This window comes from Achromobacter sp. EG18 (assembly GCF_059759395.1).
In genome coordinates this window covers 911463-931671 of the sequence record NZ_CM186213.1, presented here as the reverse complement: position 1 = coordinate 931671, position 20209 = coordinate 911463, and the positions used below count along the sequence as shown (strand labels likewise).

Below are 20209 nucleotides of genomic sequence, written 5' to 3'. Positions count from 1 at the left end.
AGGTCATTGGCAAACCCGTCCGCTAGGTGCGCAGGAAGTCTTCCCGGCCCCGCATCCAGCGGGCCAGGTGCGCCTCGACGGCGGCGGGATGTTCGGCGCGCAGCCAGACCGCGGCATCGCGCGCCTGTTCGGCGATCTCGGCGTCGGTTTCCAGATCGGCAAAGCGCAGCAGCGCCATGCCCGACTGGCGCGTGCCCAGGAATTCGCCGGGGCCGCGCTGCTCCAGGTCGCGGCGCGCAATCTCGAAACCGTCCGAGGTTTCGAACATGGCGCGCAGGCGTTCGCGCGCCACCTGCGACAGCGGCGTCTGGTAGAGCAGCACGCAGACCGATTCGGCGGTGCCCCGCCCCACCCGGCCGCGCAACTGGTGCAACTGCGCCAGGCCGAAGCGTTCGGCGTGCTCGATGACCATCAGCGAGGCATTGGGCACGTCCACCCCGACCTCGATCACGGTGGTGGCCACCAGCAGGTCGATCTCGCCCTCGCGGAAGGCCTGCATCACGGCGGCCTTCTCGGCCTGCGGCAGGCGGCCATGCACCAGGCCGATGCGCAGGTCCGGCAGGTCCACCCGCATGCCTTCGTAGGTATCGACGGCGGTCTGCAGTTCCAGCGCTTCGCTTTCCTCGACCAGCGGACAGACCCAATACGCCTGCTGTCCGCCGCGCGCGGCCTGCGCGATGTGGGCGATGACTTCCTCGCGGCGCGCGTCCGACACCAGCTTGGTCAGCACCGGCGTGCGCCCCGGCGGCAGTTCGTCGATCACCGACACGTCCAGGTCGGCAAAAAAGGTCATGGCCAGCGTGCGCGGGATCGGCGTGGCGCTCATGTTGAGCTGATGCGGCACGATGCGGCCGCGCACCGTCTCGCCCTTGCGCGTCAGCGCCAGTCGCTGGCCGACGCCAAAGCGGTGCTGCTCATCGACGATCGACAGGCCAAGGCGCTGGAATTCGACATGGTCCTGGATCAGCGCCTGCGTGCCCACCACCAGTTGCACGCTGCCGTCGGCCGCGGCGGCGGCGGCCTCGCGGCGCGCCTTGGCGGTCAGGCTGCCGCTGAGCCAGGCGACGTTCACGCCCAGCGGCTGCAGCCACGACACCAGCTTGCGGAAATGCTGTTCGGCCAGGATCTCGGTGGGCGCCATCAACGCCACCTGCGCGCCGCCGGCGATGGCCTGGGCCGCGGCGATAGCGGCGACCACGGTCTTGCCGCTGCCGACGTCGCCCTGCAGCAGGCGGTGCATCGGGTACGGCCGCGCCAGATCCGCCGAAATCTCGGCCACCACGCGCTGCTGGGCGCCGGTCAGCTTGAACGGCAGCGCCTGGTACAGCCGGTCCACCAGGCCGCCCGGCTCGTCGCGCACGGGCAGCACCTCGGCTTCCTTGACCCGGCGCGCGGCGCGCGCCGCCGCCAGCGACAGCTGCTGGGCCAGCAACTCATCGAATTTGATGCGACGCCAGGCCGGATGCACCCGGTCCAGCAGCGCCGCTTCGGATTCGCCCTGCGCCGGCGTGTGCAGCGCGCGGATAGCCGGCGCGAACGGCGGCAGGTCGTAGCGCGCCAGCGCTTGCGGCGGCAGGGTATCGGACAGGTCGGCGCGGTCGAGCGCCTGGGCGATGGCGCGCCGCAGCGTCAGCTGCGGCAGGCCCTCGGTACTGGGATAGACCGGCGTCAGGGCGGTGGGCAGCGGCGCGTCGGCATTGGTCAGGCGCGGATGCACCATCTCGCGTCCGAACAGGCCGCCGCGCACTTCGCCGCGCGCGCGCAGCCGCTTGCCGACCGTGACCTGCTTTTGCTGGCTGGGATAGAAATTCAACCAGCGCAATTGCAGTTCGCCGCTGTCGTCCGCCAAGGTGGCGGTGAGCTGGCGACGCGGCCGGTAGAGCACTTCGGATTTGGTGATCTCGCCTTCGACCTGGCCGGCGAAGCCGGGGCGCAACTGGCTGATCGGGATCACCCGGGTCTCGTCCTCGTAGCGCAGCGGCAGGTGCAGCACGAAGTCCTCGGGCAGCACCAGACCCAGGTTACGCAGCTTGCGCTCCGTATCCGTCATGGCTTTGCCGGCGCCTTTGGTATCGGCGCCGGATCGCTTGGTAGCCACGGCCGCGGCCGGCATATCGGGATGAAACCCCTGGGAAAACGCGTGGTGGCGTTACAGGACCAGGATGGCCTCGACCTCGAACTGGGCGCCCTTGGGCAGGCTGGCCACGCCCACCGTCGAACGGGCCGGGAACGGCTGCGGAATCAGCTCGGCCATGATGGCGTTGGCGGCGGTGAACTTGCCCAGGTCGGTCAGGAACAGCGTCAGCTTGACCACCTGGTCCAGCGTGCCGCCGGCGGCCTCGACCACCGCGGTCATGTTGGCGAACGCCTGGCGCACCTGCGCATCGAAGTTCTCGGAGACCAGGTCGCCGGTGCCGGGTTCGAGGCCGATCTGGCCCGACAGGTAGACGGTCTTGGTGCCGCTGACGGCAACCGCTTGCGAGTAAGGGCCGACGGCGGCGGGCGCGGCGTCGGTATGGATGATTTGCTTGCTCATGGGCGGAATCCTTCTGGTGACGGATAGCTACAACTATCGGATTTTAATCGGCAATAGGGTTTTGCGAAAGGCTCATGCGAGCCGACCCGAGCCTCCCATGTTACCCACACTTCACGGCGCGCAAGGGCAATCCGTCATCGGAACGCCGCGCCGATCTCCGCCCGGCTGGCCCACAGCAGGTCGTACAGCGCCTGGGCCGCCAGCGGCAGGCTACGCCCCTGGCGCCACACCAGGTACAGCGGCCGAAGCAGCGCCTTGCCCGCCAGCGGCACGATGCGCAGGTCCGGCCCGCCGAAATGGAACAGCGTCATCGCCGGCACCACCGCCACCCCCAGGCCGGCGCGCACCAGTCCCGTGACGGTCGCCAGGTGCTCGACCTCGAACACCGGCGGCGGCGCATCGGCGCCGAAGGCCGCATCCAGATGCTTGCGCACGCTGCTGTTGCGCGCCAGCTGGATCACCGCGTGGCGCGCCACGTCGCGCAGCCGCACCCGCGCCATCGCCGCCAGCGGATGGTCGGCGCGGCACACCAGGAAATAGCGGTCGGCGTGCAGGAACTCGCTGTCCAGGTCGCTCATGTCCGGCCGCCTCGACGCCACCGCGAAATCCACCTGGCCGTCGCGCACCATGTCCAGGCACGGATCGAGCAAGGCGTCGCGCAGGTCCACCGCGATGCCCGGATGCTGCTCGCGGAACCGCGCCAGCAGCGGCGGCAGCCAGCCCGCCGCCAGCGACGGCAGCGCGGCCAGCGCCACCCGGCCGCGGCGACGGGCCGCGTGGTCGCGCAGGTCTTCCATTACCAGGTCCATGTCGGCCAGCAGGCGGCGCGCCGAGGCATCCAGCACGCGCCCTTCGGCCGTCAGCTCCACATTGCGGGTATTGCGGTCGAACAGTCGCAGGCCGGCGCTGTCTTCCAACTGGCGGATCAACGCGCTGAAGGCCGGCTGCGTCAGGTGGCAGCGCTGGGCGGCGCGGGTGAAGTGCCTTTCGTCGGCCAGGGCCACGAAAGCGCGTAATTGCCGGGCGGATAGATTCATGGTTTTTCTGGATTAATTGATCCGATATTTCTATTTTACGGATGAGCGGGCGCTGCCTATAGTGGGCTCCGGCTTCCCCTACGCGACTTTTATGCCTTCCTCTCCCCTGCTCATCGGCTGCGCCTCCGGCTTCTCGGGCGACCGCAGCGACGGCGCCGCCGCCGTGGTGCGTACGCTGGCCGCCCGGGGCGGCGGCACGCTGATCTTCGAAACCCTGGCCGAGCGCACCCTGGCGCTGGCGCAACTGGCGCGCAATGCCGACCCCCGCCGCGGCTTCGAGCCGTTGCTGGACGAGCTGGTGGCGCCAGTGCTGGCCGACTGCCTGCGCCACGGCATCGCCATCGTCAGCAACTTCGGCGCCGCCAACCCGGTCGGCGCCGCGCGCCGCATCGCCGAGCTGGCCGCGCAACAGGGCTTGCCGGCGCCGCGCATCGCCGTGATCCATGGCGACGCCCTCGACACACCAGACCAGCGCGACCTGCTGCGCCAGCGCCTGGGCGCGGCGCTGGACGGGGTCGAGGTGGTCAGCGCCACGGCCTACCTGGGCGCCACCGAGATCGCGCAGGCGCTGGCCGCCGGCGCACAGATCGTCGTCGCCGGTCGCGTCGCCGACCCGTCGCTGACACTGGGTCCGGCGCTGGCCCACTTCGGCTGGCGCCACGATGACTGGCCGCGCCTGGGCCGCGCCACCATGGCCGGCCACATGCTCGAATGCGGCTTGCAGGTCACCGGCGGCTACTTCTGCGTGCCGGGCCTGAAGGAAGTGCCGGACGTGCATGCCGCGGGCTTTCCCATCGCCGAGATCCACGCCGACGGCGAGTTCGTCATCGGCAAGGCCGCCGATACCGGCGGGATGGTGGACGCCCGCACGGTCAAGGAACAACTGCTGTACGAGGTGCACGATCCCGCGCGCTACCTGACCCCCGACGTGACCGCCGACCTGAGCCAGGCGCGCGTCGAGGAACTGGGCCGCGACCGTGTCGCCGTGCGCGGCATCACCGGCCACGCGCGCCCGGCCGAACTCAAGGTCAACGTCTGCCACCACGGCGGCTGGCTGGCCGAGGCCGAAATTTCATACGCCGGCGTGCAGGCCGAGGCGCGCGCGCGGCTGGCCGCCGACATCGTGCACAAGCGTCTCGGATCGGCGCTGCGCCTGCGCGCCGACCTCATCGGCGCCATCAGCATCCTGGACAACGACGCGGGCGCCCTGCGCCACGACCATCCCGGCGGCCAGGCGCGCGACGTGCGCCTGCGCATCGCCGGCGAGCACGCCGAGCGCGCCATCGCCGAACGCGTGCTGCGCGAGGTCACGGCGCTCTATACCTGCGGCCCGGCCGGCGGCGGCGGCGTGCGCACCGCGCTGCGCCCGCGCCTGAACATGGTGTCCTGCACCATTCCCCGCGAGGCCGTAACCAGCGGCTGGCGCTTCCTGGACGAGATCCCGCAATGAACCCAGCCCTGACCTCCGTGCCCCTGTACCGCCTGGGCCACAGCCGCTCCGGCGACAAGGGCGACACCTCCAACCTCAGCCTCATCGCCTGGGATCCCGAATGCTATGAGGTGCTGGCCGAGCAGGTCACCGAAGCGCGCGTGGCCGCCTGGTTCGGCTATCGCCGACCGGCCCGCGTCACCCGCTACCTGTTGCCGACCCTGCACGCCATGAACTTCGTGCTCGAAGGCGTGCTGGACGGCGGCGTGAACGACGCGCTCAACCTGGACGCGCACGGCAAAAGCCTTTCCTTCCGCTTGCTGGACATGACGGTCCAGGTCAGCCCCGCGCTGGCCGCCCGCCTGCCCGACATCGCGGGCGACCACCCCGCCCCCGCCTGACCCCCGCAGTCCCTCACCACCACAACAACACACAACACACGACAGGAGACACACCATGCGCTTTACCCTCAAGGGCCGGCTGGCCCTGCTGCTGGCGGCCCTGCCGCTGACGGCCCTGGCCCAGGGCACGGCGGCGACGGGCTTTCCCGCCAAGCCGATCACCTTCATCGTGCCGTTCGCGGCCGGCAGCGCCACCGACCAGATCGGCCGCGCCATCGGCCAGGGCGTCACCGAGCAGACCGGCCAGGCCGTGGTGATCGAGAACAAGCCCGGCGCCAGCGCCATGATCGGCGCCGCCACCGCGGCCCGCGCCGCGCCCGACGGCTACACGGTGCTGATCACCACCAACACCACCCACGCCGCCAACGAGCATCTGTACAAGACGCTGACCTACCACCCGGTCAAGGACTACGCGCCGATCTCGCTGCTCGGCAAGGGCGGCCAGATCATGGTGGTCAACCCCAACTCGGCCGCCAAGTCGGTGGGCGACTTCCTGGCGCAGGCGCGCCAGTCGCCCGGCAAGCTGAGCTTCGGCAGCGGCAGCTCCAGCAGCCGCATCGCCGGCGAACTGCTGCAGCAAATGGCCGGCGTGCAATTGCTGCACGTGCCCTACAAGAGCAACCCGCTGGCCGTCACCGACCTGCTGGGCGGGCAGATCGACATGATGATCACCGACACCGCCACGGGCCTGCCGCAGGTCAAGTCCGGCAAGCTGCGGGCCCTGGGCGTGACCGGCCAGGCGCGCTCGCCGCTGGCGCCGGACGTGCCCACCATCGCCGAGTCCGGCGTGCCGGGCTACGAGATGGGCTATTGGTTCGCGGCCTACGCGCCGGCCGGCACCCCGCCGGACGTGGTCAAGCGCCTGAACGAGCTGCTGGTCAAGGCCACGCAGAGCGCTCCGGCCAAGCAGTTCTATGCCCAGACCGGCACCGACCCGGCCAGTTCCACGCCCGAGGAACTGGCGCGGTTCCAGCAGGCCGAGTCGAAGAAGTGGGGCGACATCATCAAGAAGGCCGGCATCCAGCCCGAATGACGTCCCCGGGGCGGCGCGCCCGCGCTGCCGCCTTTATCGCAACGCCGGAAACAAAAAGCCCCGTCGCATGTGCAACGGGGCTTTTTTGCCACGAAGGAAGGACCGCGCCTTATTTGTCCACGAAGGCGCGCTCGACCACGTAGTCGCCCGGCTGGCCGACGCCCGGGGACACCACGAAACCGCGCTTGTCCAGCATGGCGCTGATGTCGGCCAGCATGTGCGGGCTGCCGCAGATCATGGCGCGATCGGTTTCGGGGTTGATCTGGGGAATGCCGATGTCTTCACACAGCTTGCCGTTTTCCATCAGCTCGGTGATGCGGCCCTGGTTGCGGAACGGCTCGCGCGTGACGGTCGGGTAATAGACCAGCTTTTCGCGCACCACGTCGCCGAAGAACTCGTTGTTGGGCAGTTCGTTCTCGATGAAGTCGGCGTAGGCCAGCTCGCTGACCCAGCGCACGCCATGCACCAGAATGACCTTGTCGAAGCGTTCGTAGACGTCCGGATCCTTGATGATGCTCATGAAGGGCGCCAGGCCCGTGCCCGTGCCGAACAGGAACAGGTGCTTGCCGGGCTTGAGGTCGTCGACCACCAGCGTGCCGACCGGCTTGCGGCTGACCAGGATGGTGTCGCCTTCCTTCAGATGCTGCAGGCGCGAGGTCAGCGGACCGTTCTGCACCTTGATGCTGAGGAATTCGAGGTTCTCTTCGTAATTGGCGCTGGCGATGCTGTACGCCCGCAGCAGCGGCTTGCCTTCGACTTCCAGGCCGATCATGACGAAGTGGCCGTTGTGGAACCGCAGGGCCGCGTCACGCGTGGTGGTGAAGGAGAACAGGGTGTCGTTCCAGTGGTGCACGCTCAGCACGCGCTCGGTATTGAAAGCAGCCATGTCGTATCTAGTAAGGGCGGAACCAGGGGTCGACGGGAAACCGCAACGGCCTCGGCTCGTTCCGCGAGGGGTTCGCCATGGCGCACAAAAGACGCGCCCGGCATTAGGGTTGTCCCTATTCTACAGGGACTTGATGATAATTGCTCTCATTATTCCGTAATACCCTTATGCCGTATTGATGGGGATCAAGGGTCTTATGCACAGTCTTACATTGAGTTGAATACGATAAAACTTCCTGTTATCGTCCCGCTCTGACTTGATAATCATTTTCGTTAGCAGACCGCTTTGCCGGAGTCCCTATGTCCAAGCGTCCCCAAATGACCACCCTGCTGCGCGCCCTGGCCCTGGCCGGCGCTGCCGCCTTCGCCGTCCCGGCCCACGCGGCCGAGGAAGTCAGCCTCTACACCACCCGGGAACCGAAGCTGATCCAGCCGCTGCTGGACGCCTTCACCAAGGAAAGCGGCATCAAGGTCAACACCGTCTTCGTCAAGGACGGCCTGCTCGAACGCGTCAAGGCCGAGGGCGCCAAGTCGCCCGCCGACGTCCTCATGACCGTCGACATCGGCAACCTGCTCGACCTGGTGGACGGCGGCGTGACGCAGTCGATCAAGTCGCAGACGCTGGAATCGGTCATCCCCGCCAACCTGCGCGGCGCCGATGGCAAATGGTACGCCCTGTCGCTGCGCGACCGCGTGCTGTACGTCGAAAAGGACCTGAAGCTGGAATCCTTCCGCTACGAGGACCTGGCCGACCCGAAATGGAAGGGCAAGGTCTGCATCCGCTCGGGCCAGCACCCCTACAACACCGCCATGGTCGCCTCCATGATCGCCCATGACGGCGCCGAGGCCACCGAGAAGTGGCTGCGCGGCGTCAAGGCCAACCTGGCCCGCAAGGCCGCCGGCGGCGACCGCGACGTGGCCCGCGACATCCTGGGCGGCATCTGCGACATCGGCCTGGCCAACGCCTACTACGTCGGCCACATGAAGAACGCCGAACCCGGCACCGACGCGCGCAAGTGGGGCGACGCCATCAAGGTGGTCCGCCCGACCTTCGCCAACGAGAAGAGCGGTGGCACCCACGTGAACGTCAGCGGCGCCGCCGTGGCGGCCCATGCGCCCAACAAGGCCAACGCCATCAAGCTGCTCGACTTCCTGGTGTCCGAGCCGGCGCAGGCGCTGTACGCGCAGGCCAACTACGAGTACCCGGTGCGCAAGGGCGTCAAGCTCGACCCGGTCATCGCCAGCTTCGGCGAACTGAAGGTCGATCCCCTGCCCCTGACCGAGATCGCCAAGTACCGCAAACAAGCCAGCGAGCTGGTGGACAAGGTCGGTTTCGACAACTAAACCGCAGCCAGGCGGCGCCCACGGGCGCCGTCTCGCGGCACTCAGGCCTGCCCTCGCTCGCCCGGAAAACACCCGGACGGGCGACGGCAGGCCTTGACGCTACTATAGGCGCCGCCCGCGCGGCGCCTTCCCCGCAGTAAACCCGCAGTAAACCTTCTGAAGCATGCATACAGATTCCCTGCCCCGGCCACTGCGTTTGCGCTGGGCTGAACGCGGCGCCGGCTGGCTGGCCGGCGCCGCCCTGATCGGCCTGGCGGTGCTGGCGCCGGTGCTCACCCTGGTCTGGTGGGCGCTGGGCGGCGATCTGTCGCACTGGCGGCACCTGGCCACCTACGTGCTACCGCAGGCGCTGGCCAACACCGCCGTGCTGCTGGCCGGCGTCGGCGTGCTGGTGACATTGCTGGGCACCGGCTCGGCCTGGCTGGTGACGGCCTACGAATTCCCCTCGCGGCGCGCCTTGACCTGGGCGCTGCTGTTGCCGCTGGCGGTGCCGACCTACATCATCGCCTTCGCCTATCTCGACCTGCTGCATCCGATCGGCCCGATCCAGAGCGGCATCCGCGCGCTGCTGGGCTACGACAGCCCGCGCCAGTTCCGGCTGCCGGACCTGCGCTCGATCTACGGCGCCATCTTCGTGCTGGGCTTCGTGCTGTATCCCTATGTCTACCTGAGCACCCGCGTCATGTTCATGACGCAGGCGGCCAGCCTGCTGGAAGCGGCCCGCACGCTGGGCGCCGGCCGCTACGCCGTGTTCTTCCGGGTGGCGCTGCCGCTGGCCCGGCCGGCCATCGTGGTGGGCGTCAGCCTGGCGCTGCTGGAAACCCTGAACGACATCGGCGCCTCGGAATTCCTGGGCGTGCAGACGCTGACCGTATCGGTCTATACCACCTGGGTCACGCGTTCCGATCTGGCCGGCGCGGCGCAGATCGCGCTGACCATGCTGGCCATCGTCATCGGCCTGATCCTGCTTGAGCGCCATGGCCGCAAGCGCCAGCGCTACGCCAATACGCAACGCATGCGGCCGATGCAGCCGCGGCGGCTGCGCGGCGCGGCCGCCGTGCTGGCGGCGGTGCTGGGCTGGATTCCCGTGGTGGTCGGCTTCGCCGCGCCGGCGCTGTATCTGGTCGTCGAGACCTACAAGCGGCTGCACCTGGTGGGCGGCGTTTCCAGCCAGTTGCTCAACGGACTGGGCAACACACTGATCGTGGCGTTCAGCGCCACCCTCGTCACGCTGGTCTGCGGTCTGGTCGTGGCCTGGGCCGGCCGCACGCTGCGCGAAAGCGCCGGCTTCAATCCGGGCCGCGCCTGCGCCCGCGTCGCCAGCCTGGGCTACGCCGTGCCGGGCACCGTGCTGGCCATCGGCCTGCTCACGCCCTTCGTCTGGATCGACACCGCGGTGGCCAAGGTCTTCGGCGGCAGCGGCCTGTTCCTGATGGGTTCGATGGCGGCGCTGGTGTGCGCCTATGCCATCCGCTTCCTGGCCATCTCCACCGGCGCGCTCGAAGCCGGCCTGGCGCGCATTCCGCCGTCGCTGGAACAGGCCTCTCGGCTGCTGGGCGAAAGCTCGGCGGGCACCTTGCGCCGCGTCCACCTGCCGCTGCTGCGCCCGGCGCTGGCGGCCAGCGCGCTGCTGGTGTTCGTGGACGCCATGAAGGAATTGCCGGCCACGCTGCTGCTGCGGCCCATGAATTTCGACACGCTCGCCACCTGGCTCTATGCCGAAGCGGCCCGCGGCACCTACGAGGAAGGCGCGGTCGCCGCGCTGGCGATCGTGCTGGCCGGCCTGCTGCCCGTCATCCTGCTGGCCCGCACCAATCTGAAAATGGGACATTGAACATCGTGCCCGAACTGCTTGAACTCGATCACATCTCCCTGGCCTACGACACCCCCAAGGGCCTGCGGCCCGTGGTGCAGGACCTGACGCTGGGCCTGCCCGCCGGCCACATCGGCTGCCTGCTGGGCGAATCCGGCTGCGGCAAGACCACCGTGCTGCGCGCCATCGCCGGCTTCGAACCGGTGCGCGCCGGCCGCATCCTGCTCGATGGCGCTGTCATTTCCTCGCCCGCCGAACAGGTCGCCCCCGAAAAACGCCGCGTCGGCATGATGTTCCAGGACTACGCGCTGTTCCCTCACCTGTCGGTGGCGCAAAACGTTGCCTTCGGCCTGCGCCGCCTGGAACGCGCCGAGCGAGCGCGCCGCGTCGAAGAGATGCTGGCCCTGGTGGGCCTGGCGCACGCCGCCAACAGTTATCCGCACGAGATCTCCGGCGGCCAGCAGCAGCGCGTGGCGCTGGCGCGGGCCCTGGCGCCCTCGCCCGACCTGCTGCTGCTGGACGAGCCGTTCTCGAATCTGGACGTCGACACCCGCGAACGCCTCGCCTTCGAGGTGCGGGAGATCCTGAAGACCACGGGCCACACCGCCATCCTGGTGACGCACAACCAGGCCGAGGCCTTCGCCATCGCCGACCGCATCGGCGTCATGGCGGCCGGGCGCATCGCGCAATGGGACACGCCCTACAACCTGCACCACCACCCGGCCGACGACTTCGTGCGCGACTTCATCCGCCGTGAAGCGCTGGTGGAACAGCGCGAGCAGGTGTTCGCCCGCGGCCGCTGATCTTCCAGCCGGTTCGCCGCGCCCGGAACATGGGCGCGACACGCGGTGATCGCGCCCGCAGTCAGCGCCGCAGCCCGGTTCGGCCAACCGCGCGGCGCGCGCCGACGGCGGCCGATCAGTCGGCCGACAGCTTGACCTTCTGCGACAGCGCCTTGAACGACTCGTACTGGCTGCGCGTCAGGCGCTCCACTTCCGCCGGCGTCGAGCCATAGGGCATGAAACCGGCTTGCTCCAGCTTGTCCTTGACGTCCGGCATCGCCAGCGCGGCCTGGAAGGCTTCGCTCAACGCGTTGGTGATTTCCGCCGGCATCCTGGCCGGGCCATAGACGGCGAACCACGGATCCACCACTGCCCCGCCGTAGCCCAGTTCGGCCAGCGTCGGCACGTCCGGCAGCGCCGGCGCGCGCTTGCTGCCGGTGACGGCCAGCGCGCGGACCTTGCCCGACTTGATGTGCGGCAGCGAAGCCGGCAGATTGTCGAACATGATCGGCAGATGGCCGCCCAGCAGGTCGTTCAGCGCCTGCGCGCTGCCCTTGTAGGGTATGTGCTGCATGCCGGCGCCGGTGAGCTGGTCGAACATGACGCCGGCCAGGTGCATCGAGGTGCCGGTGCCAGGCGTGCCGAAGGCGGTGCCAGGATGCTGTCTGGCGTAGGCCACCAGGTCCTTGACGCTGTCGGCCTTGAGCGACGGGCCGGTTTCCAGCACGACCGAGGACGCGCCCAGCATGCTGATGCCGGTGAAGTCCTTGGTCGGGTCGAACGGCATCGACGGATAGACGAAGGGATTGAGCGCATTGGTGGAGATGGCGCCGAAGCCGATGGTGTAGCCGTCCGGCGCGGCCTTGGCCACCGCATCCATGCCGATGTTGCCGCCCGCGCCGGGACGGTTCTCGACGATGACAGGCTGGCCCAGTTTCTCGGCCACCTTGGCGCCGGCGGTACGCGCCACCAGGTCGGTGGTGCCGCCCGCGGTGTACGGCACGATGAACACGATGGGCTTGGCCGGATAGCCGGCGGCCTGCGCCACGGCGGCGCCGTGGACCAGGGCCAGCGCGGCCAGGCCGCGCAGCGCGTTCAGGGTAAAACGTTGCATGATGTCTCCATCCCGATTGTTATCACGTTAGGGATGCGCATCATACTGTGTGGCGCAATTCAGACGCCATGAAGAACGAAATCGCGGATCTTCGCGCGCGCCCCGATCCATCCGCCGCGATCGGTGATACAGTGCCGACTTCCCGGCAAGCGGCGCCTTGATTGCGTCCTGGCTTCGCCAGCCCCGAGGCGCCGCGCCCGATGCGCGGCCCCGCCCATACCCACCGACTGCACAGGAGGAAAGCACCATGCAACAACAGACTTCCGCCGTTGCAGGCCGCGTCTAGCACGTTCGAATTTCCTTGCCGCTCATAGCGGCAGACCGTTCGCATTGCCCTGGCCCGGACCTGCCTGACAGGGTCTCTCATTCGTATCGCAATGAGAGCAGCCCTTCTCATGACCTGATCTGGAATTTCCATGGGCAATTGCATTCAAGCATTGTCCGAGCGCGTCACATTGATCGCCTCGGACGACACCTGGATCGAAGGCAACGCGATCCAACAACTACACACCACCGCCAGGCTCGCCGGCATGCGCCGCGTCGCGGGCATGCCGGACCTGCATCCCGGACGCGGCTATCCAGTGGGCGCCGCGTTCTTCTCGCTCGGCCGCCTGTATCCGGCCTTGATCGGCGGCGATATCGGCTGCGGCATGGCGCTCTGGTCGACTCATCTCGAAAGCCGCAAAGTCGCGCCGGACAAGCTCGACAAGCGGCTGCGCAACATCGACGAACCGCTGGACGACACATGGCAGGCGCTAGTGTCGGAACTGGCGCCCGCCGGCGTGGGCCATCGGCAGGCGCTGGGCACCATCGGCGGCGGCAACCACTTCGCCGAGTTGCAGTGCATCGATGAAATCCACGATGCGCAGGCATTGGCGGCCTTGCGCATCGACGAGAAACAACTGCTGCTGCTGGTGCACAGCGGTTCGCGCGGCCTGGGCCGCTCGATCCTGGAGGAACATGTCCGTCGCCATGGCCATGACGGCCTCGGGCAGGACAGCGCCGCATGCCGGGATTACCTGGCGCAACACGACGACGCGTTGCGGTTCGCGCAGGCCAATCGCCACCTGATTGCGCGCCGCATGCTGGCGCGCTGGGACGTGGACGGCGAACAGGTACTGGATGTCGACCACAACCTGGTGACCCCGGCCACCATCGCCGGAGAAGCGGGCTGGCTGCACCGCAAGGGCGCGACCCCGTCCGACGGCGGACCGGTCATCATCCCCGGTTCGCGCGGCGATTTCAGCTATCTGGTGGCGCCGATCGCCAGCGAGGCCAGCCTGTTCTCGCTGGCGCACGGCGCGGGCCGCAAGTGGATGCGCAGCGAGTGCAAGGACCGCCTGTTCAAGCGCTACAGTCCCGCGCAACTGAGCAAGACCCGGCTGGGCAGCCACGTGATATGCCAGGACAGGCAACTGATCTATGAGGAAGCGCCGGAGGCGTACAAACCCGTGGACAGCATCATCGCCAGCCTGCAGCAAGCGGGCCTGCTGACGGTGCTGGCCAGGCTGCGCCCGGTGTTGACCTACAAGACCCGGGGGGAGTGCTGCTGATGATGCTGCTACAGTTATCCGCGGCCCAGGGGCCCGACGAATGCTGCCTGGCGGTCGCCAAGGCCCTCGCCTACCTGTTGCGCGAGGCCGAGGCCCATGGCGTTGGCGTCGATATCCTCGAACGGGAGAGCGGCGCCAAGGCCGGCACGTACCGCTCGGTGCTGCTGGCCCTGGACGGCCCCGGCGCGGCCGGCCTGGCCGCGTGCTGGGAGGGATCAATCCAGTGGATCTGCCCCAGCCCCTATCGCCCTGGCCATCAACGCAAGAACTGGTTCATCGGCGCCTTGCGCTGCGACCCGCCCGCCAGCCGCCTCGACGCGGAAATACGCTTCGAAACAACGCGTTCATCCGGGCCGGGCGGCCAGCACGTCAACAAGACGGAATCCGCGGTGCGCGCGACGCACGTGGCAACGGGCATCAGCGTGAAGGTGCAGTCCGAACGCAGCCAGCATGCCAACAAGCGCATCGCCGCGCTGCTGATCGCGCATCGGCTGGCCCAACACGAGCAGGCCGCGCATGCCACGGAACGCGCCCGGCGGCGGCAATTCCACCACGAGGTGGCTCGGGGCGGTCCCGCGCGCGTGTTCAAGGGAGAGGCGTTCGAGTTGCTGAAAGCCCGATAGGCGACGAATCGGCCGGAGCCGCCGGGCGCATGCCGCCCCGACGCTCCGGCCGCCGACGTCAGGCCCGCGGCGGCGGCAGCGGGATGAACTCGGTCTCGTCGCCCGGCACGGTCTGGCCGAAGCGGTTGCGCTGCCAGTCTTGCTTGGCCTGCTCGATGCGGTCCTTGCTGCTGGAGACGAAGTTCCACCAGATGAAGCGCGGGCCTTCCAGCGGCTCGCCGCCGAGCACCGCGAAGCGCGCGTCGGTACAGGCGCGGATCTGCACCGGGCGGCCCGGCGCGAACACGATCAGGCGGCCGCTTTCGAACACCTGCCCATCCACCTCGACCGAACCGACCACCAGGTAGGCGGCGCGTTCTTCATGTTCGGCGGGCAGCACCGTGACGGCGCCGGCCCGCAACTGCATGTCGCCATAGAACAGCGGCGAATGGGTCTTGACGGCCGAGGTCTTGCCGAACAGCGAGCCGGCCACGACCTGGGCGCGCACGCCCTCGCCTTCAACCACGGGCTGGGCGTCCAGGCCGTAGTGGGTGAAGCCGGGATCGGTTTCCTCGTGCGCCTTGGGCAGGCCGACCCAGATCTGCAATCCGGTCAGGCGCTGCGCGGCCTGGCGGCTTTCGAGCGAGGAACGTTCGGAATGGACGATGCCGCGGCCGGCCGTCATCCAGTTCACTTCGCCCGGCAGGATGGTCTGCGTGTTGCCGGCGCCATCGCGGTGCACCATCGAGCCTTCGTACAGGTAGGTCACGGTGGACAGGCCGATGTGCGGATGCGGGCGCACGTCAATGCCCGAGCCCGCGGCGAAGTCGACCGGGCCCATGTGGTCCAGGAACACGAACGGGCCGACGGTGCGGCGCTGCGCCGAGGGCAGCGCGCGGCGGACTTCGAAGCCGCCGAGATCGCTGCTGCGCGGCACCACCACGGTTTCGATCTGGCTATCGCCGGGTTGGGACAAGGTGGACATGGAAATGCTCCTGTAGGTTGGCCGTCTTGGGACCATGTTAAGGCCCCGGGGGCCTTTGCTGAACCGCCTGCCGCGCCATCGCCCGACGGCGGACCGGCCACGCATCGAAAACAGGCCGGGCGGACCATTGGTCCGCCCGGCCGCGGGCCGTCAGGCCAGGTCGAACACCAGCACCTCGGCGTTGTCGCCGCCGGACAGCACCACCCGCGTTTCATCGCTGATGGCGACCGCGTCGCCGGCCGCCAGGGCGACGCCATTGACCGTCAGGCTGCCGCGCGCCACGTGCACCCAGGCACGGCGGCCGGGGGCCAGTTCCAGCGTGGCCGACTCGTCGCCGTTGAACAGGCCGGCGTAGAGCCGCGCGTCCTGGTGGATGATCATCGAACCATCGACGCCGTCGCCCGACACCAGGGCTTGCAGGCGGCCGCGCTTTTGCGCGTCGCTGAACGCCTTTTCCTCGTACTCCGGCGCGATGCCGGTGACGTTCGGCTCGATCCAGATCTGCAGCATGTGCGTTTCCTTGTCGGCGCGCGGGTTGAACTCGGAATGCATCACGCCGCGGCCGGCGCTCATCCGCTGCACGTTGCCGGGCTGGATGGTGGAACCGCTGCCCATGCTGTCCTTGTGCGCGATGGCGCCGTCCAGCACGTAGGTGATGATCTCCATGTCGCGGTGCCCGTGGGTGCCGAAGCCGCGGCCGGCGGCGATGCGGTCATCGTTGATCACGCGCAGCGCGCCGAAACCCATATGGGCCGGATCGTAGTAGTTGGCGAACGAGAAGGTGTGGAACGAATCGAGCCACCCGTGGTTGGCGTGACCGCGTTCGGCGCTACGGCGAATGGTAAGCATAGTGGACTCCCTGTTTCAAATAAGTGAATGGTTTCGCGGTGGCTGGCTTCCCTGCTTTCTGGTCGGGAAGACAGCGCTGCGCAACCGGCATGAATGACATTGTGCGCGTACTTGGCAGCCGGTTTGACGCTATGATTTGAAGAAACCATTCAAATTATTTGAATGATATTTTCCGGAGCCCGTCCCCATGCAACAGCCGATCACCCCCGAATTGCTGGTCCTGGTGGACGCGATCGCGCGCCACGGCAGCTTCGCCAAGGCGGCGCGCGAGCTGGACAAGGTGCCCTCCGCCGTGACCTACGCGATCCGCAAGCTGGAGGATGGGCTGGACGTGCTGCTGTTCGACCGCTCAGGCCACCGCGCCGTGCTGACGCCAGCCGGCGAGACGCTGCTCAAGGATGGCCGCCACGTATTGCAGTCGCTGGACGATCTGGCCTGCCGGGTCAAGCGCATCGCGACCGGCTGGGAGGTGGAACTGCGCATCGCGGTCAGCGCGGTGCTGCCGTGGCGGCCGCTGTACGACCTGGTCGAAGAGTTCCAGGCGCTGGGCAGCGCGACCACGCTGCGCTTTTCGACCGAAGTGCTGAGCGGCAACTGGGACGCGCTGACCTCGAACCGCGCCGACCTGGTGATCGGCGCGGGCGCGGCGGGCGAGCCCACCGGCCCCTACCGCTCACAGACCATGGGCCAGGCCCAGTTCGGCTTCTGCGTGGCCGCGCATCACCCGCTGGCGTCGGCGCCGCAGCCCTTGAGCCGCGCCGACATCACGCGCTATTGCGCGGTGGTGGTGGCCGACACCTCGCGCAACCTGCCCCCGCAATCCCGCGGCATCCTGGCCGAGCAACCGACACTGGTGATGCCGACGATGCAGGCCAAGATCGAGGCGCAGATCCGCGGCCTGGGCTGCGGCTACCTGCCGCTGACGCTGGCCGCGCCCTATCTGGCGCAGGGCGTGCTGGTGATCTGCGACACCGACGAGGGCATGTCGCTGACCGAGCACGTGGCGTATGCGTGGCGGGCGGAGGCGCCGGGCGAGGCGTTGAAGTGGTGGTTGCAGAAGCTGAAGTCGCCGCGCCTGTGCGAAGGGCTGCTCGGCATGGCGTGAGCGCATCGTTTCCGCAAGAGAACGCCACGCGGGCGACGCAGCGCCGCCCGCGCGTTCCAGGCAAATGCGCCCTACTCGTCTTCGATGCCGAGTTCGCGCAGCTTGCGGGTGATGGTGTTGCGGCCGATCCCCAGCCGCGAGGCGGCTTCGACGCGGCGGCCGCGGCTGGCGTCCAGGGCGCTTTGCAGCAGGATTTTCTCGAACTGGCGCGTCAGGGTCGCCATGACGGCGGGCTCGCCGCGTTCCAGGCGGTACTGGGCGTCGCGCAGCAGCGAGTCCTGCCAGTTGCGCGGCGCGTCGTCGTCGATGGCGGCGGCCGGCGTGTGCTGGACCACGGTGCCGATGGCGGCGACGCTGGCGCCGGCCGGTGGGCGCGGCGAGACCGTGCCGGCGGCCGGCGCGTGTTCCATGGCGCGGATCTCGGGCGGCAGGTCGGCGCGCTCGACCGTCTGGCCCGGGGCCATGACGGTGAGCCAGTGGCAGAAGTTCTCCAGCTGGCGCACGTTGCCGGGAAAGTCGAACTTGGTCAGCACCGCCAGCGCCTCCGGCGTCAGCCGCTTGACCGGCACGCCCAGCGAGCGCGCGCTGGCGGTCAGGAAATGCTGGGCGAGCGCGGGAATGTCCTCGACCCGCTCGCGCAGCGGCGGCAGGCGCAGGCGGATCACGTTCAGGCGGTGGAACAGGTCTTCGCGGAACAGGCCCTGCTCGACCCGCTGTTCCAGCGGCTGGTGGGTGGCGGCGACGATGCGCACGTCGACCCGCACCGGCTGGGCGCCGCCGACGCGATAGAAGCTGCCTTCGGCCAGCACGCGCAGCAGGCGGGTCTGCAGCTCGATCGGCATGTCGCCGATTTCGTCCAGGAACAGCGTGCCGCCGTGGGCTTCCTCGAAGCGGCCGCGGCGCAGCGTGTTGGCGCCGGTGAAGGCGCCGCGCTCATGGCCGAACAGCTCGGCTTCGAGCAGGTCGCGCGGAATGGCGGCGGCGTTCAGCGCCACGAACGGGCCGCTGGCGCGCACGCCGTGGCCGTGCAGCGCGCGCGCCACCAGCTCCTTGCCGGTGCCGGACTCGCCGGTGATCAGCACGGTGACCTTGGACTGGGCCAGCCGGCCGATGGCGCGGAACACTTCCTGCATGGCGGTGGACGAGGACTGCGTCATCATCCAGCGCTCGTTGTTCTGGGCTTCGCCCTGCCCTTCGGGACTCTCGGGCTGGGCCGATTCCTGCATGGCGCGCTGGATCAGCGCGACCGCCTCGTTCACGTCGAAGGGCTTGGCCAGATAATCGAAGGCGCCGCCCTGGAAGGCGGACACGGTGCTGTCCAGGTCGGCGAAGGCGGTCATGACGATGACCGGCAGGCCCGGATGGCGTTCCTTGAGCTGGCGCAGCAGCTCGAGGCCATTGCCGCCGGGCATGCGGATATCGGAAACCAGGGCGACGGGCGTCTCGTGCGACAGCGCTTCGAGCACGTCGGCGGCCTGGGAAAAACTACGGGTGGGGACACCGGCGCGGGCCAGGGCCTTTTCGAGGACCCAGCGGATGGCCTGGTCGTCGTCGACGATCCATACGGGTTTCATCAGAGTGCGGGCTCCATCGGTAGGACCAGGCGAAACTCGGTGCGCCCGGGTCGGGATTCAAATTCGATGATGCCTCCGTGCTGCTGCACGAAATCCTGGGCCAGGCTCAGGCCCAGGCCGGTCCCGCCGGCGCGCGCGGTGACCAGTGGATGGAAGATGCGGTCGCGGATATGGTCCGGCACGCCGGGGCCGTTGTCGATGATGGACAGTTCCAGCGCCAGGCGGTGCTGGCGGTGCGCCAGCATGACCTGCCGCGCGACGCGCGTGCGCAGCGTGACCACGCCCGGCTCCAGCCCGGGCGCCTGCGGCCGCGCCACCAGTTCCTGCGCGGCGTTGCGGGCCACGTTCAGCACCGCCTGCATCAGGCGGGCGGCGTCGCCCTTCAGGTCGGGCATGGAGGCGTCGTAGTCGCGCACCAGCGTGACGTCGTTGCGGAATTCGGCCTGGATCAGCGCGCAGACGCGCTCGCAGATCTCGTGGATGTTCACCGGCCGCGCGTTCAGCGGCACGCGCTGCGGCCCGCTCAGGCGGTCCACCAGCGCCTGCAGGCGGTCGGCTTCGGAAATGATGACCTGGGTGTATTCGGCCAGCGCCGCGCTCGGCAGCTCGGCTTCCAGCAGTTGCGCGGCGCCGCGCAAGCCGCCCAGGGGATTCTTGACTTCATGCGCGAGGTTGCGCAGCAGCTCGCGGTGCGCCTCGATCTCGTCGACCAGGCGGTGATTGCGGTCGGCCAGCACGCGCTGCTCGATCTCGCGGGTCTCGATCAATGCGGGCCAGGGCTGGCCGCTCAGTCCCACCGTGGTCACCGCCACTTCCACCGATTCAGCGGCGCGGCGCAACGATGCCAGTTGCCGGACGTCGGCATACCTGCCAGCGGCGGCGCGGTCGATGGACGACTGGATGTTCTCAGGATTGTCGAACAGCGTGGCGGCGGAATGGCCGCGCAGCTGCTTGCGGGAACGGCCGAAAAGATCCTCGGCGGCCGCATTGGCGTATTCGATATGACCGCGTTCGTTGACCAGGAAAACGGACGTGGCAAGCAGATCGAGAGCTTCTACATTCATTTTTCAACGTACCCGAATGACTACATGGGGGAAATCGGCACGCCGGTCCGGCGGCGCCCGCGAGCGCGGCGCCCTGCCCGCCGGCACGGGGCCGGGCGGGCAA

18 protein-coding genes are annotated in these 20209 nt (G+C 68.7%); 9 read left to right on the top strand and 9 right to left on the bottom strand.

The window, feature by feature from the left end; genetic code table 11:
- Nucleotides 1-22 precede the first annotated feature (22 nt).
- The 3 genes from recG to AC6CR5_RS04450 all read right to left on the bottom strand — a co-directional run bounded on the left by recG (nt 23) and on the right by AC6CR5_RS04450 (nt 3573).
- Nucleotides 23-2113: an ATP-dependent DNA helicase RecG gene (recG, locus tag AC6CR5_RS04460; protein ID WP_006386426.1), complete on the bottom strand. Its 2091-nt coding sequence runs from the start codon at nt 2111-2113 to the stop codon at nt 23-25.
- A gap of 36 nt (nt 2114-2149) precedes the next feature.
- Nucleotides 2150-2536: a Rid family detoxifying hydrolase gene (locus AC6CR5_RS04455; protein WP_006386425.1), complete on the bottom strand. Its 387-nt coding sequence runs from the start codon at nt 2534-2536 to the stop codon at nt 2150-2152.
- A gap of 134 nt (nt 2537-2670) precedes the next feature.
- Entirely contained in the window at nt 2671-3573 is a 903-nt protein-coding gene (locus tag AC6CR5_RS04450; RefSeq protein WP_024068766.1) for a LysR family transcriptional regulator, read from the bottom strand.
- Nucleotides 3574-3664: 91 nt separating this feature from the next.
- Here AC6CR5_RS04450 and AC6CR5_RS04445 point away from each other — a divergent pair, with 91 nt between their 5' ends.
- Genes AC6CR5_RS04445 through AC6CR5_RS04435 form a run of 3 tightly spaced genes read left to right on the top strand, consistent with a single transcriptional unit; the run spans nt 3665 to nt 6436 of the window.
- Complete coding sequence (locus tag AC6CR5_RS04445; RefSeq protein ID WP_020927532.1) at nt 3665-5023, top strand: acyclic terpene utilization AtuA family protein; 1359 nt, start codon at nt 3665-3667, stop codon at nt 5021-5023.
- Nucleotides 5020-5403, top strand: coding sequence for an AtuA-related protein (locus AC6CR5_RS04440; protein WP_006388243.1), 384 nt, complete (start codon nt 5020-5022; stop codon nt 5401-5403). The genes AC6CR5_RS04445 and AC6CR5_RS04440 overlap by 4 nt, the downstream gene beginning before the upstream one ends.
- Before the next feature lie 55 nt (nt 5404-5458).
- Entirely contained in the window at nt 5459-6436 is a 978-nt protein-coding gene (locus tag AC6CR5_RS04435; RefSeq protein ID WP_054438456.1) for a Bug family tripartite tricarboxylate transporter substrate binding protein, read from the top strand.
- 109 nt (nt 6437-6545) lie between these two features.
- On the opposite strand, the gene AC6CR5_RS04430 is transcribed toward AC6CR5_RS04435, so the two are convergent.
- Nucleotides 6546-7322: a ferredoxin--NADP reductase gene (locus tag AC6CR5_RS04430; protein ID WP_006388241.1), complete on the bottom strand. Its 777-nt coding sequence runs from the start codon at nt 7320-7322 to the stop codon at nt 6546-6548.
- A gap of 299 nt (nt 7323-7621) precedes the next feature.
- Between AC6CR5_RS04430 and AC6CR5_RS04425 the strand changes: the two genes are divergently transcribed.
- The 3 genes from AC6CR5_RS04425 to AC6CR5_RS04415 all read left to right on the top strand — a co-directional run bounded on the left by AC6CR5_RS04425 (nt 7622) and on the right by AC6CR5_RS04415 (nt 11281).
- Nucleotides 7622-8665 carry a Fe(3+) ABC transporter substrate-binding protein gene (locus tag AC6CR5_RS04425; RefSeq protein ID WP_006388240.1) on the top strand — a complete coding sequence of 348 codons (1044 nt, stop codon included), beginning with the start codon at nt 7622-7624 and terminating at the stop codon, nt 8663-8665.
- A 163-nt stretch (nt 8666-8828) separates the two neighbouring features.
- On the top strand, nt 8829-10499 hold the full coding sequence (locus AC6CR5_RS04420; protein ID WP_458212562.1) for an ABC transporter permease: 1671 nt from the start codon (nt 8829-8831) through the stop codon (nt 10497-10499).
- Nucleotides 10500-10504: 5 nt separating this feature from the next.
- Nucleotides 10505-11281: an ABC transporter ATP-binding protein gene (locus tag AC6CR5_RS04415; protein WP_026383520.1), complete on the top strand. Its 777-nt coding sequence runs from the start codon at nt 10505-10507 to the stop codon at nt 11279-11281.
- A gap of 115 nt (nt 11282-11396) precedes the next feature.
- Here AC6CR5_RS04415 and AC6CR5_RS04410 read toward each other — a convergent pair whose 3' ends face one another.
- The gene (locus AC6CR5_RS04410; RefSeq protein ID WP_020927529.1) at nt 11397-12374 is read right to left on the bottom strand and encodes a Bug family tripartite tricarboxylate transporter substrate binding protein; all 978 of its coding nucleotides are present in this window, start codon (nt 12372-12374) and stop codon (nt 11397-11399) included.
- A 416-nt stretch (nt 12375-12790) separates the two neighbouring features.
- On the opposite strand from AC6CR5_RS04410, the gene AC6CR5_RS04405 reads away from it, so the two are divergent.
- On the top strand, nt 12791-13927 hold the full coding sequence (locus tag AC6CR5_RS04405) for an RNA ligase RtcB family protein (protein ID WP_150100372.1): 1137 nt from the start codon (nt 12791-12793) through the stop codon (nt 13925-13927).
- The gene (gene prfH / locus AC6CR5_RS04400) at nt 13927-14550 is read left to right on the top strand and encodes a peptide chain release factor H (protein ID WP_054444903.1); all 624 of its coding nucleotides are present in this window, start codon (nt 13927-13929) and stop codon (nt 14548-14550) included. Before AC6CR5_RS04405 ends, prfH begins: the two co-directional genes overlap by 1 nt.
- 58 nt (nt 14551-14608) lie before the next feature.
- Here prfH and AC6CR5_RS04395 read toward each other — a convergent pair whose 3' ends face one another.
- A complete protein-coding gene (locus AC6CR5_RS04395; protein WP_498085280.1) occupies nt 14609-15514 on the bottom strand; it encodes a pirin family protein in 906 nt (301 codons plus the stop codon).
- Nucleotides 15515-15664: 150 nt separating this feature from the next.
- A complete protein-coding gene (locus AC6CR5_RS04390; RefSeq protein ID WP_150100371.1) occupies nt 15665-16363 on the bottom strand; it encodes a pirin family protein in 699 nt (232 codons plus the stop codon).
- A 187-nt stretch (nt 16364-16550) separates the two neighbouring features.
- Between AC6CR5_RS04390 and AC6CR5_RS04385 the strand changes: the two genes are divergently transcribed.
- Nucleotides 16551-17468: a LysR family transcriptional regulator gene (locus tag AC6CR5_RS04385; protein WP_076415144.1), complete on the top strand. Its 918-nt coding sequence runs from the start codon at nt 16551-16553 to the stop codon at nt 17466-17468.
- A 71-nt stretch (nt 17469-17539) separates the two neighbouring features.
- Here AC6CR5_RS04385 and ntrC read toward each other — a convergent pair whose 3' ends face one another.
- Nucleotides 17540-19042 (bottom strand): nitrogen regulation protein NR(I), encoded by a 1503-nt coding sequence (ntrC, locus tag AC6CR5_RS04380; RefSeq protein ID WP_498085279.1) that lies wholly within the window; start codon nt 19040-19042, stop codon nt 17540-17542.
- Nucleotides 19042-20106, bottom strand: a complete 1065-nt coding sequence (gene glnL, locus AC6CR5_RS04375; RefSeq protein ID WP_006388232.1) for a nitrogen regulation protein NR(II) — start codon at nt 20104-20106, stop codon at nt 19042-19044. The genes ntrC and glnL overlap by 1 nt, the downstream gene beginning before the upstream one ends.
- Nucleotides 20107-20209 lie beyond the last annotated feature (103 nt).

Bases quoted from the DNA above. Each gene is read 5' to 3' on its own strand.
- AC6CR5_RS04420 (WP_458212562.1), top strand. From the start codon at position 8,829: ATGCATACAGATTCCCTGCCCCGGCCACTGCGTTTGCGCTGGGCTGAA.
- AC6CR5_RS04385 (WP_076415144.1), top strand. From the start codon at position 16,551: ATGCAACAGCCGATCACCCCCGAATTGCTGGTCCTGGTGGACGCGATC.
- AC6CR5_RS04410 (WP_020927529.1), bottom strand. From the start codon at position 12,374: ATGCAACGTTTTACCCTGAACGCGCTGCGCGGCCTGGCCGCGCTGGCC.
- AC6CR5_RS04440 (WP_006388243.1), top strand. From the start codon at position 5,020: ATGAACCCAGCCCTGACCTCCGTGCCCCTGTACCGCCTGGGCCACAGC.
- AC6CR5_RS04435 (WP_054438456.1), top strand. From the start codon at position 5,459: ATGCGCTTTACCCTCAAGGGCCGGCTGGCCCTGCTGCTGGCGGCCCTG.
- AC6CR5_RS04445 (WP_020927532.1), top strand. From the start codon at position 3,665: ATGCCTTCCTCTCCCCTGCTCATCGGCTGCGCCTCCGGCTTCTCGGGC.
- AC6CR5_RS04430 (WP_006388241.1), bottom strand. From the start codon at position 7,322: ATGGCTGCTTTCAATACCGAGCGCGTGCTGAGCGTGCACCACTGGAAC.
- recG (WP_006386426.1), bottom strand. From the start codon at position 2,113: ATGCCGGCCGCGGCCGTGGCTACCAAGCGATCCGGCGCCGATACCAAA.
- AC6CR5_RS04390 (WP_150100371.1), bottom strand. From the start codon at position 16,363: ATGCTTACCATTCGCCGTAGCGCCGAACGCGGTCACGCCAACCACGGG.
- AC6CR5_RS04455 (WP_006386425.1), bottom strand. From the start codon at position 2,536: ATGAGCAAGCAAATCATCCATACCGACGCCGCGCCCGCCGCCGTCGGC.
- AC6CR5_RS04405 (WP_150100372.1), top strand. From the start codon at position 12,791: ATGGGCAATTGCATTCAAGCATTGTCCGAGCGCGTCACATTGATCGCC.
- AC6CR5_RS04425 (WP_006388240.1), top strand. From the start codon at position 7,622: ATGTCCAAGCGTCCCCAAATGACCACCCTGCTGCGCGCCCTGGCCCTG.
- prfH (WP_054444903.1), top strand. From the start codon at position 13,927: ATGATGCTGCTACAGTTATCCGCGGCCCAGGGGCCCGACGAATGCTGC.
- glnL (WP_006388232.1), bottom strand. From the start codon at position 20,106: ATGAATGTAGAAGCTCTCGATCTGCTTGCCACGTCCGTTTTCCTGGTC.
- AC6CR5_RS04395 (WP_498085280.1), bottom strand. From the start codon at position 15,514: ATGTCCACCTTGTCCCAACCCGGCGATAGCCAGATCGAAACCGTGGTG.
- ntrC (WP_498085279.1), bottom strand. From the start codon at position 19,042: ATGAAACCCGTATGGATCGTCGACGACGACCAGGCCATCCGCTGGGTC.
- AC6CR5_RS04450 (WP_024068766.1), bottom strand. From the start codon at position 3,573: ATGAATCTATCCGCCCGGCAATTACGCGCTTTCGTGGCCCTGGCCGAC.